Source organism: Lysinibacillus sp. LZ02 (assembly GCF_050613145.1).
Lineage (GTDB): Bacteria > Bacillota > Bacilli > Bacillales_A > Planococcaceae > Lysinibacillus_B.
In genome coordinates this window covers 4,091,077-4,108,426 of the sequence record NZ_CP192507.1, presented here as the reverse complement: position 1 = coordinate 4,108,426, position 17,350 = coordinate 4,091,077, and the positions used below count along the sequence as shown (strand labels likewise).

Sequence of the window (17,350 nt, the reverse complement as noted above, 5' to 3'; positions counted from 1 at the left end):
TAGAGTATTTTGTTATAAAATACAAGGAATTTTTTGTTTGTTATAGCGTAAAAAGCTGAGGTTTTTGCGTCGCTATGAAATGAACAACTATGTATAATGAAAGAACGGAGGTGAAAAATGTGTTAAAGAAGGTCATTCAAGTTGCATTTTTGTTTATCGGAGGGGCGTTAGGTCTAGTTTTTTTACCGCCATTATACGAACTTATTCATTTATCATCTAATCCTTGGATTAACAACCCTTATATTTCGGTAGCGTTAGGTGCAACTTTATTATTTGTTTTATCGTTCGGTTTATCCGATTACTTTGTTAGGCTGATTACATGGATGGAGGATGTCCTTTCGAAGGTACCAGTCGGGGATTTGTTATTTGGAACAGTCGGACTCATTATGGGGTTAAGTGTTTCCGCATTATTTGGCTTTGCGATTAATAGCATTCAGCTGCCGGTGATTACGGAAGTAACGCCAATTATTTTATCCATTATTTTAGGGTACTTAGGTTTCCGTGTCGGTTTTAATAAACGAGAAGAGTTTGTACAATTGTTTACAAAATCCGGTCCATCGGCTAAAAAGAAGCAAGGAGAGCAAGAGGCGAAACTGTCACATAAGCTGTTAGATACGAGTGTCATTATCGACGGGCGTATTGCTGATATTTCAGAAACAGGCTTTATTGAGGGGACGCTTGTTGTACCGCAATTTGTTTTAACAGAGCTTCAACATATTGCGGATTCGTCCGATACGTTAAAGCGTACGCGTGGTCGCCGAGGGTTAGATATTTTAAAGCGTCTGCAAGATGAGCGACAATCTAAGGTGTTAATTGTCGAGGACGACTTTGAAGATGTGTCAGAAGTCGATTTAAAACTAGTCCGTCTAGCGAAAAAAATGGGCGCACAAATTTTAACAAATGATTTTAATTTAAATAAAGTATGTGAATTGCATCAAGTAGAAGTGTTAAATATTAATGATTTAGCCAACGCTGTCAAACCAGTCGTCATTCCTGGTGAGGATATGCAGGTTGTAGTCATTAAAGATGGCAAGGAGCAAAATCAAGGTGTGGCGTATTTAGATGACGGTACGATGATTGTTGTGGAAGGCGGTCGTAGCTATATCGGTCAAGCTATTACAGTAACGGTCACAAGTGTGCTACAAACATCAGCCGGACGTATGATTTTTGCTAAGCCAAAAGATGACTAGAGTAGGAAGTGAAGATGTGCAATATGAAGTCGTACTGCCAGCTGCCGGTAGCGGAAAACGTATGGGCGCAGGGCAAAATAAGTTATTTTTACAGCTAGTAGATAAACCCATTCTCGTTCATACATTACTTGTGTTTGAACAGGACGAAAATTGTACAGGGATTTGGCTTGCCGTGAAAGATGAGGAGCGTGCATTTATCCAGTCGTTGCTCTCGGAATATGGTATTTCCAAAATAAAAGGTTTACCAACAGGTGGGGCAGAACGTCAACATTCGGTGCATTCATGTATTAAGGAAATGCGTGATGTAGCAATTATCCTTGTACATGATGCTGCACGTCCTTTTATCACCATACCAACCATTAGTGAGCTAGCCAAAACAGCCTATGAGAAAGGTGCGGCCATTGCCGGTGTACGCGCCAAGGATACAATGAAAATTGTACGAGATGGCATCATTAAAGAGACCGTTGACCGCGATTCACTCTGGATGATTCAAACACCGCAAGCATTTCGCTTTGATTTACTGGCAGAGGCAGAAGATGTAGCAGAAAAGGTTGGTTTTCTTGGTACAGATGAAGCCATGCTCGTAGAACGACTGGGCTATGACGTACATATCGTCGAAAGTAGTTATGAAAATGTTAAAATGACAACACAGGAAGATTTAATTTTTGGTGCGGCGATTTTAAAATCCCGTACCAATTTATAGGAGGATATTGACTTATGTTTCGAGTAGGACAAGGCTACGATGTTCATGCATTTGCAGAGGGACGTCCATTAATTTTAGGGGGCATTGAAATTCCGCATGACCGAGGGTTGCTTGGTCATTCTGATGCCGATGTATTGTTACATACCATCACAGATGCAGCATTAGGGGCAATTGGTGAGGGGGATATCGGGCGTCATTTCCCTGATACAGACCCTGAGTGGAAGGATGCAGATTCAGCAAAACTTTTACAATATATTTGGAAAATCGTTGAGGATAAAGGCTATGTTTTAGGGAATGTAGATGCAACAATTATTGCACAACGTCCGAAAATGGCGCCTTACATTGAACCGATGAAAAATCGTATTGCGGCGTTATTAAATGCCGATCCATCTCAAGTGAATGTGAAAGCTACAACGACAGAAAAGCTTGGTTTCACAGGACGTGAGGAAGGGATTGCAGCGCTAGCGACGATTTTACTTATTAAGAAATAAGGGGATTCCCAACGATATGCATAAATGAGCGCACGTCGAACGAAATTCGGCGTGCGTCACTTTTATTTGCGAATTGACAGTGGTAAAATGAACAGGATAAAAATTCGGTCGTTTTCAAAACGAAAAATGAGGAGGCAATTACACATGACGAAAGAAGTTCGTGTACGTTATGCACCATCTCCGACAGGTTTCTTACATATCGGTGGCGCGCGTACAGCACTATTTAACTATTTATATGCAAAACATCACAACGGTAAATTTATTGTCCGCATTGAAGATACAGATATCGAGCGTAATGTAGAGGGCGGCGAAGCGTCTCAACTTGATAACTTACGTTGGTTAGGTATTATCCCGGATGAATCGATTGATATTGGTGGTCCATATGCACCTTATCGCCAAATGGAGCGTTTAGATATTTACAAAAAGCATGCCGATGAGTTATTAGAGCGCGGTATCGCGTATAAATGTTTCTGTACGTCTGAAGAGCTTGAAGCATCACGTGAAGCGCAAAAAGCAAACGGTGTAGCAGCCCCAACGTATGATGGCAAATGCCGTCACTTAACAGCAGAAGAAGTAGCAGAAAAAGAAGCGGCGGGTATTCCTTACACAGTTCGTATGCGTGTACCAGAAGGTGTAACGTATAAATTTACAGATTTAGTGCGCGGTGAAGTAACATTCGAATCAAAAGATATCGGGGATTGGGTATTAGTTAAAGCAAACGGTATTCCAACATACAACTATGCCGTAGTACTGGATGACCACTTTATGGACATTACACACGTATTCCGTGGGGAAGAGCACTTATCGAATACACCAAAACAAATGATGATTTTTGATGCATTTGGCTGGGAATATCCAGCATATGGTCATATGACATTAATCGTGAATGAAGGGCGCAAAAAATTATCAAAACGTGATGAAACGATTATCCAGTTCGTTGCCCAATATAAAGACCTTGGTTATTTACCTGAAGCGATGTTCAACTTCTTTGCATTACTGGGCTGGTCGCCAGAAGGAGAAGAGGAAATCTTCTCGCATGATGAGTTTGTGAAAATGTTCGACGAGAAGCGTTTATCAAAATCACCATCGATGTTTGATAAAACAAAGCTTACTTGGATGAATAATCAATACATCAAAAAATTATCACGTGAAGAAGTGGTAGCGTTAGCATTACCACATTTACAAAAAGCAGGCGTATTACCAGCGGAACTAACAGCTGAACAACAAGCATGGGCTGCAGAGTTAATCGGTCTTTATCATGAGCAAATGAGTTATGGTGCTGAAATTGTAGAGTTATCTAGCCTATTCTTCACGGAAGAGATTGAATATAATGATGAAGCCAAAGAGGTATTGGCAGGTGAAACAGTACCAGCTGTCATGGCGGCGTTCAAGGCACAACTTGAATCGCTTGATGCATTCGATGCAGAATCAATCAAATCAGCAATTAAAGCGGTGCAAAAAGAAACAGGCGCTAAAGGGAAAAACTTGTTTATGCCAATCCGTGTCGTGACAACGGGTCAAACGCACGGTCCAGAGCTACCGAATGCCATTGCTTTAATCGGAAAAGAAAAAGCGATTGCACGAGTAGAAAAGTTTGCTAACTAAGCAGAACTATTGATTTTTGACAAAATTTATGTACAATGGATGTACATTGTAACGAATTGAATAAACTAAAGTGTAAAGCTTTAGTGAAAAAAGCGTGGAGAAGGAGAAGTACACAATAGTTAGAGCTTATTAGAGAGGACTATCACCGGCTGAAAGTAGTCTAAGCTCACTATGTGGAAATGCACCTTTGAGTACTTAGCTGAAAAAAGTAGGCGAAGTCGAGTTGTTCTCGTTACCGAACACAAAAGGGGAAGGCATGTCCTTCAATTCAGAGTGGAACCGCGCAAATAAGCGTCTCTGTCATCAAGTGATGACAGGGGCGCTTTTTATTTGCAGATAGGAAAGATGGATATTTGCAAAGAAATGTTTTTCTTAAGTAAAAAGCGGATTACTGTGAAGAGCCAGAAACTATTGGTGTCAAATAACGGAGCCTTATGCGAAATAGTAAAATGAAAAGGGGGATTACGGACAATGTTTAAACGGATAAAAGAGGATATCGATACGATTTTTGAAAATGATCCAGCAGCGCGAAGTGTAGTGGAAGTGGTATTAACGTATTCGGGTTTACATGCTACGTGGGCACATCGCATCGCCCATTGGTTTTATAAGCGGAAATTTTATTTTATTGCGCGGGTCATTTCACAAATTAGCCGTTTCTTTACCGGCATTGAAATCCACCCGGGTGCAAAAATAGGCCGCCGATTTTTCATCGACCATGGCATGGGGGTTGTAATAGGGGAAACATGTGAAATTGGCGATAACGTGACACTCTATCAAGGCGTTACGCTAGGTGGTACAGGAAAAGAAAAAGGAAAACGCCACCCAACATTGCATGATAACGTCCTAGTAGCAACAGGCGCAAAAGTATTAGGTTCGATTACAATTGGGGAAAATAGTAAAGTAGGTGCAGGGTCCGTTGTCTTAAAGGATGTACCACCGAATGCGACGGTTGTAGGGATTCCTGGGAAAATTGTGATTAAAGATGGCGTTCGTTATACAGAAGAGAAAAAATTAGATCATCATAATATTCCTGACCCAGTCGGTGATCGTTGTGATACGTTGGAGAAGACAATTGAGTTTTTACAACAGGAAATCACATTGTTAAAAAAGGAGCAAAAACAATGAGTATTCAAATTTTTAATTCTTTAACAAGACAAAAAGAAGCGTTTATTCCGCTTGAAGAAGGCAAAGTAAAAATGTATGTATGCGGACCTACCGTATATAACTATATTCATATCGGCAATTCGCGCCCAGTCATTGTGTACGATACAGTGCGTCGCTATTTACAATATGCTGGCTATGATGTGAAATTTGTTTCGAATTTTACAGATGTAGATGACAAAATTATTAAAGCAGCAAATGAACTTGGTGAGGAAGTATTTGAGTTAACAGAGCGCTTTATTGCTGCGTACTTTGATGATATTACAGCGTTAGGTTGTAAAAAGGCAGATGTACACCCGCGTGTAACGGATCATATGGAGGCAATTATTGAGTTTATTCAAGTTCTAATTGACAAAGGTTACGCATATGAATCCGGAGGCGATGTATATTATCGGACACGTAAATTCGACGGCTACGGTAAATTAAGTCACCAGTCGGTTGATGATTTAAAAGTGGGGGCGCGTATTGAAGCGGGTGAGAAAAAAGAAGATCCGCTTGATTTTGCTCTTTGGAAAGCGGCAAAATTAGGTGAGATTAAGTGGGAAAGTCCGTGGGGAGAAGGACGTCCTGGTTGGCACATTGAGTGTTCTGTTATGGCGCGTGAGCACTTAGGTGATACAATTGATATTCATGCAGGCGGTCAGGATTTAACATTCCCGCACCATGAAAATGAAATTGCACAATCAGAGGCGCATACAGGAAAAACATTTGCCCGTTACTGGATGCATAATGGCTATATTAATATCGACAACGAGAAAATGTCGAAGTCACTAGGTAATTTTGTACTCGTGAACGATATTCGTAAGCAAATCGATCCGCAAGTACTACGATTTTTCATGTTAAGTGTTCATTACCGTCACCCAATTAACTTCGCACAAGATTTAGTAGAAGCAGCGCATGCGGGATTAGAACGTTTACGTACAGCTTATGCCAATGTACAGCATCGTCTGTCAGCTACAACAGGTCTTGGCCAAGCGAGCGATGAATGGTTAGCAAAAGTGACGGCTGTTAGGGCCCAATTTGAAGAAGCGATGAATGATGATTTCAATACAGCGAATGCGATTTCAGCGTTATTTGAGTTAGCCCGTATTGCTAATACGTACTTAAACGAGAGCAATACAGAAGAAGTTGTATTACAAGCATTTATCGAGACGTTCGATACATTGGGGCATGTGTTAGGGATTCACTTCGCACAAGAAGCAGAACTACTCGATGAGGAAATCGAGGCGCTAATCGAAGAGCGTAATCAAGCCCGTAAAAATCGCGATTTTGCCCGTTCAGATGAAATCCGCGATCAACTATTAAACATGAATATTATACTAGAGGATACTCGTCAAGGAACGCGTTGGAAACGAGGATAACGATATGACGAAACTCCGATTAGAAGATGTAAAACAATTAAATGCGCTAGCTCTTGCGTATATGGGAGATGCCGTACTCGAACAAAGCGTACGGCAACATCTCCTGTTAGCGGGACGTGTCAAACCGAATACATTGCATAGAGAAGCGACAAAATATGTGTCAGCGAAGGCGCAATCAGCTATTGTCCATCGTATGATAGATGAAAGTTTTTTAACAGAAGAGGAATTGGCGGTTTTTCGTCGAGGGCGTAATGCGAAATCTGGTACCGTACCAAAAAACACAGACGTTCAAACGTACCGGAATAGTTCGGGTTTTGAGGCAGTGCTAGGCTATTTATATTTAATGCAACAAACAGAACGTGTGTATGAAATCATCGATTATGCAATAGACATCATCGAACAGCAAAAAGGAGTGTAATAGATGGCGGAACAAAATAGCGAAATGATCGCAGGAAAAAATCCGGTATTAGAAGCGCTTCGTTCAGGTCGTGAAATCAATAAATTATGGATTGCAGAAGGGGTCAAAAAAACAGGCATCAACGAGCTTTTAGATTTAGCCCGTGAGCGTGGTGTGCTTGTCCAGTTCGTTCCAAAGAAAAAGGTAGATCAATTAACAGATGCCAATCATCAAGGGATTGTCGCATCTGTTGCGGCGTATCAATATGCAGAATTAGAAGATTTATTTGCTGCAGCAGCGAAAAAACAAGAAGATCCGTTTTTCTTAATTTTAGATGAGTTGGAGGATCCACATAATTTAGGTTCCATTATGCGTACAGCAGACGCAATCGGTGTACATGGTATTATCATTCCGAAGCGTCGTGCAGTAGGTTTAACAGCTGTTGTGGCAAAGGCTTCCACTGGCGCAATCGAGCATGTGCCTGTTGTACGTGTCACGAATTTAGCGCAGACAGTGGACGAGCTAAAAGAACGCGGCATTTGGATTGCAGGGACAGATGCAAAAGGGTCCGCTGACTATCGGAAAATGGATGCTACGCTGCCATTAGCCATCATTATCGGAAGTGAAGGGAAAGGGATGAGTGCTTTACTCAAGAAAAAGTGCGACTTCCTCTATCATTTACCAATGGTTGGTCATGTTACGTCGTTAAATGCTTCTGTTGCAGCGGCGCTTCTGATGTATGAAGTGTACCGTAAACGCCAAGAACAGAACGGATAGTAGTGATGCAAAATATTTTGCTAGTAGACGGCTACAACATGATTGGTGCGTGGAAAGCATTACGTTCACTACGAGATGAAAATTTTGAAGATGCGCGCGACCGACTTGTGGAGCTGATGGCGGAATATAAAGCGGTAAAAGGTTGGCGCGTCATCGTTGTCTTTGATGCGCACCTTGTACCTGGTACTGAACAGTTATATGTCAAACATGATGTAGAAGTGATTTATACACGTAAAAATGAAACTGCTGATGAACGTATTGAAAAGCTATCCAATGATTTAAAGGGACGCAAAATTCAAATTCATGTAGCCACATCGGATATGACAGAACAAAATGTTGTATTTGGATATGGGGCATTACGCAAGTCTGCGCGTGAACTTGAAATTGAGATGGGCATTATTCAATCGAACATATCCCAAAAGGTGAAAACAACACAAAGTGAAAAGCCGTCTAGACGTATTCACCTACGGGATGATGTTGCGTTAACGCTTGAAAAATGGCGTAGGGGATTAAAATAACTTATTGACCGTTATTTTCCAATTCTATTATACTGTTTCTAATGATTCTGGCGTACTGGGGTGAGAACATTGCTTAAAAGCGAAAAATTGCAAGTAATAGAGCGATTTGAAGATATTTCAGATGAAGATATTGTAGAACAAGTTCATTTAGGCAATACAGAAGCATTAGATTATTTAATTACAAAATATCGTGTATTTGTTAAAGCGAAGGCACGTTCTTATTTTTTGATTGGTGCAGACAAAGAGGATATTATCCAAGAAGGAATGATTGGGCTGTATAAAGCGATTCGCGATTTTAAAGGGGACAAGTTGGCATCGTTCCGTGCGTTTGCAGAGCTATGCATTACGCGACAGATTATTACCGCGATTAAAACAGCTACCCGTCAAAAACATATCCCACTCAATTCCTATGTGTCACTCGATAAACCAATTTACGATGAAGAATCAGAACGTACACTGATGGATGTTATTACAAGTCCTCTATCAGAAAATCCAGAATATTTAATGATTAATAGAGAAGATTATAGTAGGTTAGAAGGCCAAATGAGCCGGGTGTTAAGTGAACTTGAACAGCAAGTGCTCGTTTTATATTTAGAAGGGCGTTCCTATAATGAAATTTCAAGTTTACTCAAGCGTTCAACGAAGTCCATTGACAATGCGTTGCAACGAATTAAGCGTAAGTTAGAACGTCATTTAGAGTTGAGTGAATTGTTTTAGAGACACGGTTCGTTTGTTGACAGCATGCCTGTTAGGTGTTAGTCTTGATTAGACAAAATGCCGAAAATAGGTGAGGTTTGAATGGCAAAAAAAGTCATTTTAAGCTGTGGGAAATGCGGCTCTAGAAACTATTCAATACCAGCGAAATCTGAGAAAGAGGCAATACGCCTTGAGTTAAAAAAGTTTTGTTCGTATTGTAATGAACATACGATGCACAAACAAACGTTATAAAATGGTGGATCAGCTAAAGAAACGATTGGTGCGGAGGTTAAGCTAGGAAATGAGCAAGATTACAAATTTTTTAAGTGAAGTCGGCTCAGAAATGCGTAAAACAAGCTGGCCTAAAAGTAAAGAGTTAACAAAATATACAGTTGTTGTTATTGCCACTGTTATTTTCTTTGCTTTATACTTTACGGTAGTGGATTTAGGTGTTTCAGAGGCGTTGCGTTGGTTCTTAGAACTGTAAAAAATAGTATATTGATGAAATAGCCCGTATCCTTTAGAAACAACGGGTTTTTTCATTTGGCTAAAAATTTGTGTCGCGTACAATAATGCATCACAAGTACTAGAAGGAGGGCTCCGTGAATTATGGAGAAAAATTGGTATGTAGTGCATACTTATTCAGGTTATGAAAACCGTGTGAAAGCAAATCTTGAAAAACGTGTTGAAACAATGGGCATGCAAGATAAAATCTTCCGTGTAATCGTTCCTGAACATGAAGAAATCGATATTAAAGAAGATGGTAAAAAGCGTACGGTCATGCGTAAAGTATTCCCTGGTTATGTATTAGTAGAGTTAATCATGACGGATGATTCGTGGTATGTTGTACGTAATACACCGGGTGTGACAGGTTTCATCGGCTCATCAGGTGGAGGTGCAAAACCAACACCATTATTGCCGGAAGAAGCAGATCGCTTACTTGCCCAAATGGGTATGAATGAAACAGCCATTGGTGAAGTGGCTGTGACAGTAGGCGAAGTGGTTGAAGTGTTAGAAGGGCCATTCGCGCACTTCCAAGGTAAAGTGGAAGAAATTGATGTAGAAAAAGGTAAGATAAAAGTAACGGTTGATATGTTCGGTCGTGAGACGAAGATGGAACTGGACTTTACACAAATTCGCAAAATATAGAATTATTTCTACTTGCGTTAACAAAATAAAAGTGTTATCATTTCATAGGTCAGACTGTCAATTTATTTCAGTGTGATAATTCATTTCATTTTTAATGTTATCGGATTTTAAGCCGACAGACAGATATTGAGTGGGAGGGGCAACCCAATTACCACATCACGGACTTAAGGAGGTGTGTCTCGTGGCTAAAAAAGTAATTAAAGTTGTAAAACTTCAAATTCCTGCTGGTAAAGCTAACCCAGCTCCACCGGTTGGTCCTGCATTAGGTCAAGCAGGTGTTAACATCATGGGATTCTGTAAGGAGTTCAACGCTCGTACTGCTGATCAAGCTGGTCTAATCATTCCGGTTGAAATTTCAGTATTCGAAGACCGTTCGTTCACTTTCATTACAAAAACTCCACCAGCTGCAGTATTACTTAAAGTAGCTGCTGGTATCCAATCTGGATCTGGTGAACCAAACCGTAAGAAAGTTGCAACGGTTAAACGTGATAAAGTTCGCGAAATCGCTGAACAAAAAATGCCAGACCTAAACGCTGCATCTGTAGAAGCTGCAATGTTAATGGTTGAAGGTACTGCACGAAGCATGGGTATTGTTATCGAAGACTAATCCCATCTTCAAAGACTTGATGATGCATTTGTTTTTGGAAGGTTGCTGCACTCTGTTGAGGGCGCAACCTTTATTCGTGGGAGGTTCATTCCGCTACAACCACAATCAAGGAGGAAATTAACAATGGCTAAAAAAGGTAAAAAGTTACAAGATGCGGCTAAATTAGTAGACCGTTCTAAATTATATGAAGCAACAGAAGCAATCGCTTTAGCTCAAAAAACAAGCACAGTAAACTTCGACGCTACTGTAGAAGTTGCTTTCAAATTAGGGATCGATACTCGTAAAAACGACCAACAAATCCGTGGTGCAGTAGTGCTTCCAAACGGTACTGGTAAAACACAACGCGTATTAGTATTCGCTAAAGGTGAAAAACTTAAAGAAGCAGAAGCTGCTGGCGCTGACTATGTAGGCGATGCAGAGTACATCACAAAAATCCAACAAGGTTGGTTTGAGTTCGATGTAATCGTTGCAACTCCAGATATGATGGGTGAAGTTGGTAAACTTGGTCGTGTATTAGGTCCTAAAGGTTTAATGCCAAACCCGAAAACTGGTACAGTTACATTTGACGTAACAAAAGCAATCGAAGAAATCAAAGCTGGTAAAGTAGAATACCGCGCTGACAAAGCTGGTATTATCCATGCTCCTATCGGTAAAGCTTCTTTCGAAACAGAAAAATTAGTAGAAAACTTCTTAACAGTATTCGATGTAGTACAAAAAGCTAAACCAGCTGCAGCTAAAGGTACTTACATGAAGTCTGTAAATGTTACAACTACAATGGGCCCAGCTGTTAAAGTTGACGCTTCTTCTGTTGTTGTTAAATAATATTAATTAAATTAGTTGACAACGCTCCGCTTACTTGGTAAGATTGGTGCTGTTGTGAATCATCCATTTGTACCGTAGACAGTAGGAGTGACTTGTCACTTAATGATCCTACCGAGGACATCGGAGTTCGGATTCTTTTAAGATGATGACTTTCTGCCCTTATGTCTACTTTGGCATAAGGGCTTTCTTTTGTCGGTATAAATGACTCATTCTAATAGGAGGTGTCATAAATGAGCAAAGCAGTTGAAACTAAAAAGGTTCAAGTACAAGAAATCGCTGATAAATTCTCTGCTGCTGCATCTGTAGTAGTAGTTGATTACCGCGGTTTAACCGTTGCTCAAGTTACAGAATTACGTAAACAACTTCGTGAAGCTGGCGTAGAGTTCAAAGTATACAAAAACACTTTAACTCGTCGTGCTGCAGAAGTTGCTGGTGTAGAAGCTATCAACGAATTCTTAACTGGTCCAAACGCTGTTGCGTTCTCTAACGAAGACGTAGTAGCTCCAGCAAAAATTATCAACGAGTTCGCTAAGAAAAACGAAGCGTTAGAAATTAAAGCTGGTATTATCGAAGGTGCAGTTGCATCTGAAGCTGACGTTAAAGCTCTTGCAGAACTTCCATCACGCGAAGGTCTACTTTCTATGCTTTTATCTGTACTTCAAGCTCCAATCCGCAACCTTGCGCTTGCAACAAAAGCGGTTGCAGAACAAAAAGAAGAACAAGGTGCTTAATTCACCCAAAACTTCTAATCTCGGCTTAACGGCCTAAACTTTAAATTATAAAACATTCCATAGGAGGAAATTAAAATGACAAAAGAGCAAATCTTAGAAGCTGTTAAAGCTATGACAGTTCTTGAATTAAACGATTTAGTAAAAGCTATCGAAGAAGAATTCGGTGTAACAGCAGCAGCTCCTGTAGCTGTAGTTGCAGGCGGTGCTGCAGCAGTTGAAGAAAAAACTGAATTTGATGTAGTATTAGCTAGCGCTGGTGCTGAAAAAATCAAAGTTATCAAAGTGGTACGCGAAATCACTGGTCTTGGCTTAAAAGAAGCTAAAGAAGTAGTAGATAACGCTCCTAAAGCTCTTAAAGAAGGCGCTTCTAAAGAAGAAGCTGAAGAAATCAAAGCTAAACTTGAAGAAGTTGGCGCAACTGTAGAAGTTAAATAATTTTAACTCTAGTTGTATGAAAAGCTCGTCAATGTGACGGGCTTTTCTTTTTAGAGATGGAAAAGCATAAAACTTTGTAGACATCCGCATAAAAAAGATAGTATTTTAATCAAAGTAAATAGAGATTATATTTCTGACTAATCATTTATAAATGAACGGAGGCGTGTTGTATTATGTCTGAACATTATTATTCCAACAAACCTCAAACGGAAAGCAAGCCACGCCAATGGAAGTTTACTTTACTAGGGTCTGTGTTTACATTTGAAACAGATGCGGGCGTATTTAGTAAAAGCGAAGTAGATTTTGGTTCCCGTGTATTAATCGATGCTTTTGAAATACCAGAAGCAACAGGTGATATATTGGATGTTGGTTGTGGCTATGGTCCGATTGGGTTGTCGATTGCAAAGGCGCATCCAGAGCGTTTCGTTCATATGATGGACGTTAATACCCGTGCTATTGCACTGGCTCAAAAGAATGCGCAATTGAACGGGATTCAAAATGTACGAATTTTTGAAAGTGATGGACTTGCTGCGGTTGGTGATTTAAAAGCGGCAGCGATTCTAACAAATCCGCCTATTCGTGCGGGGAAAGAGACGATTTTTAGATTTTACAATGAATCGTATGAAAAGTTAGTTGAAGCGGGTGAGCTTTGGGTTGTCATTCAAAAAAAGCAAGGGGCACCATCGACGGTAAGTTATTTAGAAGAAATGTTTTCAGAAGTAGATGTTGTTGAGAAGAAAAAAGGTTATTGGATTATTCGTGCGAAAAAATAGCGAACATAACTGTAAATATTGACTTGACAAATTGAATGTGATAACATAATAAAATGCAAAATTATTATTTTGAAGAAGTATGCCCTTTTGTATTAAAAAGTAGATTTTTAGGGCAGACTGCTCAAAAATAAGTTTAGTTTAACCGAAAATGAGATTCAACTTGTGTCTCGTTTTCTTTTTGTCTTTCGAAATCATACACCATTTGGTGGATTTTGCAAAGACCTATTATCGCTTTATTGAGGGGTGAATGAGTTGACAGGTCAACTAGTTCAGTACGGACAACACCGCCAGCGTAGAAGCTTTGCGCGTATTAATGAGGTGCTGGAGCTTCCGAACTTAATCGAAATTCAAACAGCATCTTATGAGTGGTTCCTTGAAGAAGGGTTGCGCGAGATGTTCCACGACATTTCTCCAATCGAAGATTTTACAGGTAATCTTTCACTTGAGTTTGTCGACTATACATTAGGTGAGCCTAAGTATGATGTTGATGAATGTAAAGAACGTGATGTAACTTTTGCTGCGCCATTACGCGTAAAAGTGCGTTTACACAACAAAGAAACAGATGAAGTAAAAGAGCAAGATGTGTTTATGGGTGATTTCCCATTAATGACAGAAACAGGAACGTTTATTATTAACGGTGCTGAGCGTGTTATCGTTTCGCAGTTAGTTCGTTCTCCAAGTGTTTACTTCCATGATAAAACGGACAAAAACGGTAAAAAAGGCTTCGGTGCTACGGTCATTCCGAACCGTGGAGCATGGCTTGAATACGAAACGGATGCAAAGGATGTTGTATACGTTCGTATCGATCGTACACGTAAACTGCCAGTCACTGTATTGTTACGTGCGTTAGGTTTTGGCTCGGATCAAGAAATTATCGATATTATCGGTGATAACGAGTACTTACGTAATACACTTGAAAAGGATAATACAGAGAGCACTGAAAAAGCGCTTCTTGAAATTTACGAGCGTCTACGTCCAGGTGAGCCGCCAACAGTTGAAAGTGCGAAAAGTTTACTTTACTCACGTTTCTTCGATGCAAAACGCTATGATTTAGCGAATGTTGGTCGCTATAAAATGAATAAAAAGCTGCACATTAAAAATCGTTTATTCAACCAAACGATTGCAGAAACATTAGCTGATCCAGAAACTGGTGAGGTTTTAGTTGAAAAGGGTACATTAATCGATCGTCGTACATTGGATAAATTAATACCTTATTTAGAAAAAGGTGTTGGTTTCCGTACGCTATCACAAGTAGGTGGCGTATTAGAGGATGATATTACGGTACAATCGATTAAAATTTATGCCCCAAATGATGAATCACAAAAAGAAATTAATGTAATTTCTAATGCATATATCGATGAAGAAGTAAAAAATCTTACACCAGCTGATATTTTAGCGTCGGTTTCATACTTCTTTGACTTATTATATGGTGTAGGTAATACGGATGATATCGACCATTTAGGTAACCGTCGTTTACGTTCTGTTGGTGAGCTACTGCAAAACCAATTCCGTATCGGTTTATCTCGTATGGAGCGTGTCGTACGTGAGCGTATGTCTATCAATGACACAGCAGCTATCGTACCACAACAGCTAATCAACATCCGTCCGGTGATTGCGTCGATTAAAGAGTTCTTTGGTAGCTCACAGTTATCGCAATTCATGGATCAAACAAACCCATTAGCAGAGTTAACGCACAAACGTCGTTTATCTGCATTAGGACCTGGTGGTTTAACACGTGAACGTGCTGGTATGGAAGTACGTGACGTTCACTACTCTCACTATGGCCGTATGTGTCCGATTGAAACGCCTGAGGGACCAAACATCGGTTTGATTAACTCGCTTTCATCGTTCGCAAAAGTAAACAAATTCGGCTTTATCGAAACGCCTTACCGTCGTGTAGACCCTGAAACTGGTCAAGTAACAGGGCAAATTAACTACTTAACGGCGGATGAAGAAGATAACTATGTAGTAGCGCAAGCGAACTCCATATTAAACCCAGATAAAACGTTTGCTAACGAAGAAGTAGTAGGACGTTTCCGTGGTGATAACACGGTGTTCAAACGTGAAGTCATTGACTACATGGATGTATCACCAAAGCAAGTCGTATCTGCTGCCACAGCTTGTATTCCGTTCTTAGAGAACGATGACTCAAACCGTGCGCTTATGGGTGCGAACATGCAACGTCAAGCGGTTCCGTTATTAAATCCAGAGGCACCATTTGTTGGTACTGGTATGGAACACGTTGACGCGCGTGACTCTGGTGCTGCTGTTGTCGCTAAATACCATGGGATTGTGGAGCATGTAGAAGCTCGTTCAATCCATGTCCGTACAATTGAAACAGTTGACGGCAAAGAGGTAAAAGGCGACTTAGTAAAATACAAATTACAAAAATTCATTCGTTCAAACCAAGGTACATCGTATAACCAACGCCCGATCGTAAAAGTGGGCGACCGTGTAAAACCACGTGATATTTTAGCTGACGGTCCATCAATGGAAAGCGGCGAATTAGCACTTGGTCGAAACGTACTTGTTGCGTTCATGACATGGGATGGTTTTAACTACGAGGATGCGGTTATTATGAGTGAGCGCCTTGTAAAAGACGATGTATATACATCTGTTCATATTGAAGAATATGAATCAGAGTCTCGTGATACAAAGCTAGGACCTGAAGAAATCACACGTGATATTCCAAACGTTGGGGAAGATGCACTGCGTAACTTAGACGAACGCGGGATCATCCGTATTGGTGCGGAAGTTCGCGATGGCGATATCTTAGTAGGGAAAGTAACGCCTAAAGGGGTTACAGAGTTAACAGCTGAAGAACGACTACTTCATGCAATCTTCGGTGAGAAAGCACGTGAAGTACGTGATACTTCATTAAAAGTACCTCACGGGGCTGGCGGTATCGTTCTAGATGTAAAAGTATTCAATCGTGAAGATGGCGATGAATTACCACCGGGTGTAAACCAATTAGTTCGTGTATATATTGTTCAAAAACGTAAAATTCGCGTTGGGGACAAAATGGCCGGACGTCACGGTAACAAAGGGGTTATCTCTCGCATCTTACCGGAAGAAGATATGCCGTTTATGCCAGATGGCACACCAGTTGACATTATGTTAAACCCACTTGGGGTACCTTCTCGTATGAACATCGGACAAGTATTAGAGCTACACTTAGGAATGGCTGCACGCTACTTAGGTGAATACATGGCTACGCCTGTATTTGACGGCGCTAATGAGGAAGATGTTTGGGATACGATGGAAGAAGCTGGTATGAACCGCGATGGTAAAACGATTCTTTATGATGGACGTTCAGGTGAGCCGTTTGACAACCGTGTATCTGTTGGTGTCATGTATATGATCAAACTAGCGCACATGGTTGACGATAAATTACATGCACGTTCAACGGGTCCATACTCATTAGTAACGCAACAACCGCTTGGTGGTAAAGCACAATTCGGTGGTCAGCGCTTTGGTGAGATGGAGGTATGGGCACTTGAAGCTTACGGTGCTGCTTACACATTACAAGAGATTTTAACTGTAAAATCAGATGATGTTGTAGGTCGTGTGAAAACATATGAAGCAATCGTAAAAGGTGAGAGTGTACCAGAACCAGGTGTACCAGAATCATTTAAAGTATTAATCAAAGAGCTTCAATCTTTAGGTATGGATGTTAAGATGTTAACAATCAATGATGAAGAGGTAGAGCTTCGTGATTTAGATGATGAAGACGATCTTCAACCGGCAGATGCATTAAATATTGCACCAGCTGCGGAAGAAGAGCCAGTAGAATCATTTGAATAATAAAATGTACTAAATGTTTTAGCAAAGTCATAAATTTCATGGGCAGGTATTGCCTGCCCACATTTATTACTGATGTAATTTTCCTGTGCAAAAAGTTTAATCGGATAGCGTTTAAACTTTTTTTGCCATT

General features: G+C 40.4%; 19 protein-coding genes and 2 other annotated features. All 19 genes read left to right on the top strand.

Annotated elements, in window-relative coordinates; all coding sequences use genetic code 11:
• Positions 1-119 precede the first annotated feature (119 nt).
• The 19 genes from ACQQ2I_RS19940 (at position 120) to rpoB (ending at position 17,220) form a co-directional block, all read left to right on the top strand.
• Positions 120-1,190 carry a PIN/TRAM domain-containing protein gene (locus ACQQ2I_RS19940; RefSeq protein WP_431028457.1) on the top strand — a complete coding sequence of 357 codons (1,071 nt, stop codon included), beginning with the start codon at positions 120-122 and terminating at the stop codon, positions 1,188-1,190.
• A 16-nt stretch (positions 1,191-1,206) separates the two neighbouring features.
• Entirely contained in the window at positions 1,207-1,893 is a 687-nt protein-coding gene (gene ispD, locus ACQQ2I_RS19935; protein WP_431028456.1) for a 2-C-methyl-D-erythritol 4-phosphate cytidylyltransferase, read from the top strand.
• A gap of 14 nt (positions 1,894-1,907) precedes the next feature.
• Entirely contained in the window at positions 1,908-2,384 is a 477-nt protein-coding gene (gene ispF / locus ACQQ2I_RS19930) for a 2-C-methyl-D-erythritol 2,4-cyclodiphosphate synthase (RefSeq protein WP_391374391.1), read from the top strand.
• Positions 2,385-2,528: 144 nt separating this feature from the next.
• Complete coding sequence (gene gltX / locus ACQQ2I_RS19925) at positions 2,529-3,989, top strand: glutamate--tRNA ligase (protein ID WP_431028454.1); 1,461 nt, start codon at positions 2,529-2,531, stop codon at positions 3,987-3,989.
• 86 nt (positions 3,990-4,075) lie between these two features.
• Positions 4,076-4,291: a binding site (T-box leader), on the top strand.
• Between the two features lie 169 nt (positions 4,292-4,460).
• The gene (gene cysE, locus ACQQ2I_RS19920; RefSeq protein WP_431028453.1) at positions 4,461-5,114 is read left to right on the top strand and encodes a serine O-acetyltransferase; all 654 of its coding nucleotides are present in this window, start codon (positions 4,461-4,463) and stop codon (positions 5,112-5,114) included.
• Positions 5,111-6,511: a cysteine--tRNA ligase gene (gene cysS, locus ACQQ2I_RS19915; protein WP_431028452.1), complete on the top strand. Its 1,401-nt coding sequence runs from the start codon at positions 5,111-5,113 to the stop codon at positions 6,509-6,511. Before cysE ends, cysS begins: the two co-directional genes overlap by 4 nt.
• 4 nt (positions 6,512-6,515) lie before the next feature.
• Entirely contained in the window at positions 6,516-6,929 is a 414-nt protein-coding gene (locus tag ACQQ2I_RS19910; RefSeq protein WP_431028451.1) for a Mini-ribonuclease 3, read from the top strand.
• Positions 6,930-6,932: 3 nt separating this feature from the next.
• The gene (rlmB, locus tag ACQQ2I_RS19905) at positions 6,933-7,685 is read left to right on the top strand and encodes a 23S rRNA (guanosine(2251)-2'-O)-methyltransferase RlmB (protein WP_431028450.1); all 753 of its coding nucleotides are present in this window, start codon (positions 6,933-6,935) and stop codon (positions 7,683-7,685) included.
• Between the two features lie 5 nt (positions 7,686-7,690).
• Complete coding sequence (locus ACQQ2I_RS19900; protein ID WP_431030559.1) at positions 7,691-8,203, top strand: NYN domain-containing protein; 513 nt, start codon at positions 7,691-7,693, stop codon at positions 8,201-8,203.
• 69 nt (positions 8,204-8,272) lie between these two features.
• On the top strand, positions 8,273-8,920 hold the full coding sequence (gene sigH, locus ACQQ2I_RS19895; protein WP_431028449.1) for an RNA polymerase sporulation sigma factor SigH: 648 nt from the start codon (positions 8,273-8,275) through the stop codon (positions 8,918-8,920).
• Between the two features lie 81 nt (positions 8,921-9,001).
• Positions 9,002-9,151: a 50S ribosomal protein L33 gene (rpmG, locus tag ACQQ2I_RS19890; RefSeq protein WP_431028448.1), complete on the top strand. Its 150-nt coding sequence runs from the start codon at positions 9,002-9,004 to the stop codon at positions 9,149-9,151.
• A gap of 49 nt (positions 9,152-9,200) precedes the next feature.
• Positions 9,201-9,386 (top strand): preprotein translocase subunit SecE, encoded by a 186-nt coding sequence (gene secE / locus ACQQ2I_RS19885; protein ID WP_391374367.1) that lies wholly within the window; start codon positions 9,201-9,203, stop codon positions 9,384-9,386.
• A gap of 122 nt (positions 9,387-9,508) precedes the next feature.
• Positions 9,509-10,048, top strand: coding sequence for a transcription termination/antitermination protein NusG (gene nusG / locus ACQQ2I_RS19880; RefSeq protein WP_431028446.1), 540 nt, complete (start codon positions 9,509-9,511; stop codon positions 10,046-10,048).
• 181 nt (positions 10,049-10,229) lie between these two features.
• Positions 10,230-10,655, top strand: a complete 426-nt coding sequence (gene rplK, locus ACQQ2I_RS19875) for a 50S ribosomal protein L11 (RefSeq protein WP_042478596.1) — start codon at positions 10,230-10,232, stop codon at positions 10,653-10,655.
• A gap of 123 nt (positions 10,656-10,778) precedes the next feature.
• Positions 10,779-11,477 carry a 50S ribosomal protein L1 gene (rplA, locus tag ACQQ2I_RS19870; protein WP_431028445.1) on the top strand — a complete coding sequence of 233 codons (699 nt, stop codon included), beginning with the start codon at positions 10,779-10,781 and terminating at the stop codon, positions 11,475-11,477.
• A gap of 54 nt (positions 11,478-11,531) precedes the next feature.
• Positions 11,532-11,674, top strand: a sequence feature (ribosomal protein L10 leader region).
• Between the two features lie 33 nt (positions 11,675-11,707).
• Positions 11,708-12,208, top strand: a complete 501-nt coding sequence (gene rplJ, locus ACQQ2I_RS19865) for a 50S ribosomal protein L10 (RefSeq protein ID WP_391374358.1) — start codon at positions 11,708-11,710, stop codon at positions 12,206-12,208.
• A 75-nt stretch (positions 12,209-12,283) separates the two neighbouring features.
• Positions 12,284-12,643 carry a 50S ribosomal protein L7/L12 gene (gene rplL, locus ACQQ2I_RS19860; RefSeq protein WP_391374355.1) on the top strand — a complete coding sequence of 120 codons (360 nt, stop codon included), beginning with the start codon at positions 12,284-12,286 and terminating at the stop codon, positions 12,641-12,643.
• Between the two features lie 173 nt (positions 12,644-12,816).
• Entirely contained in the window at positions 12,817-13,416 is a 600-nt protein-coding gene (locus ACQQ2I_RS19855) for a class I SAM-dependent methyltransferase (protein WP_431028444.1), read from the top strand.
• A gap of 243 nt (positions 13,417-13,659) precedes the next feature.
• Positions 13,660-17,220 carry a DNA-directed RNA polymerase subunit beta gene (gene rpoB, locus ACQQ2I_RS19850; protein WP_431028443.1) on the top strand — a complete coding sequence of 1,187 codons (3,561 nt, stop codon included), beginning with the start codon at positions 13,660-13,662 and terminating at the stop codon, positions 17,218-17,220.
• Positions 17,221-17,350: the final 130 nt, after the last annotated feature.

Bases quoted from the DNA above. Each gene is read 5' to 3' on its own strand.
- cysE (WP_431028453.1), top strand. From the start codon at position 4,461: ATGTTTAAACGGATAAAAGAGGATATCGATACGATTTTTGAAAATGAT.
- ACQQ2I_RS19910 (WP_431028451.1), top strand. From the start codon at position 6,516: ATGACGAAACTCCGATTAGAAGATGTAAAACAATTAAATGCGCTAGCT.
- rplA (WP_431028445.1), top strand. From the start codon at position 10,779: ATGGCTAAAAAAGGTAAAAAGTTACAAGATGCGGCTAAATTAGTAGAC.
- rlmB (WP_431028450.1), top strand. From the start codon at position 6,933: ATGGCGGAACAAAATAGCGAAATGATCGCAGGAAAAAATCCGGTATTA.
- nusG (WP_431028446.1), top strand. From the start codon at position 9,509: ATGGAGAAAAATTGGTATGTAGTGCATACTTATTCAGGTTATGAAAAC.
- secE (WP_391374367.1), top strand. From the start codon at position 9,201: ATGAGCAAGATTACAAATTTTTTAAGTGAAGTCGGCTCAGAAATGCGT.
- rplJ (WP_391374358.1), top strand. From the start codon at position 11,708: ATGAGCAAAGCAGTTGAAACTAAAAAGGTTCAAGTACAAGAAATCGCT.
- gltX (WP_431028454.1), top strand. From the start codon at position 2,529: ATGACGAAAGAAGTTCGTGTACGTTATGCACCATCTCCGACAGGTTTC.
- ispF (WP_391374391.1), top strand. From the start codon at position 1,908: ATGTTTCGAGTAGGACAAGGCTACGATGTTCATGCATTTGCAGAGGGA.
- rplL (WP_391374355.1), top strand. From the start codon at position 12,284: ATGACAAAAGAGCAAATCTTAGAAGCTGTTAAAGCTATGACAGTTCTT.
- ACQQ2I_RS19855 (WP_431028444.1), top strand. From the start codon at position 12,817: ATGTCTGAACATTATTATTCCAACAAACCTCAAACGGAAAGCAAGCCA.
- cysS (WP_431028452.1), top strand. From the start codon at position 5,111: ATGAGTATTCAAATTTTTAATTCTTTAACAAGACAAAAAGAAGCGTTT.
- rpmG (WP_431028448.1), top strand. From the start codon at position 9,002: ATGGCAAAAAAAGTCATTTTAAGCTGTGGGAAATGCGGCTCTAGAAAC.
- ACQQ2I_RS19900 (WP_431030559.1), top strand. From the start codon at position 7,691: ATGCAAAATATTTTGCTAGTAGACGGCTACAACATGATTGGTGCGTGG.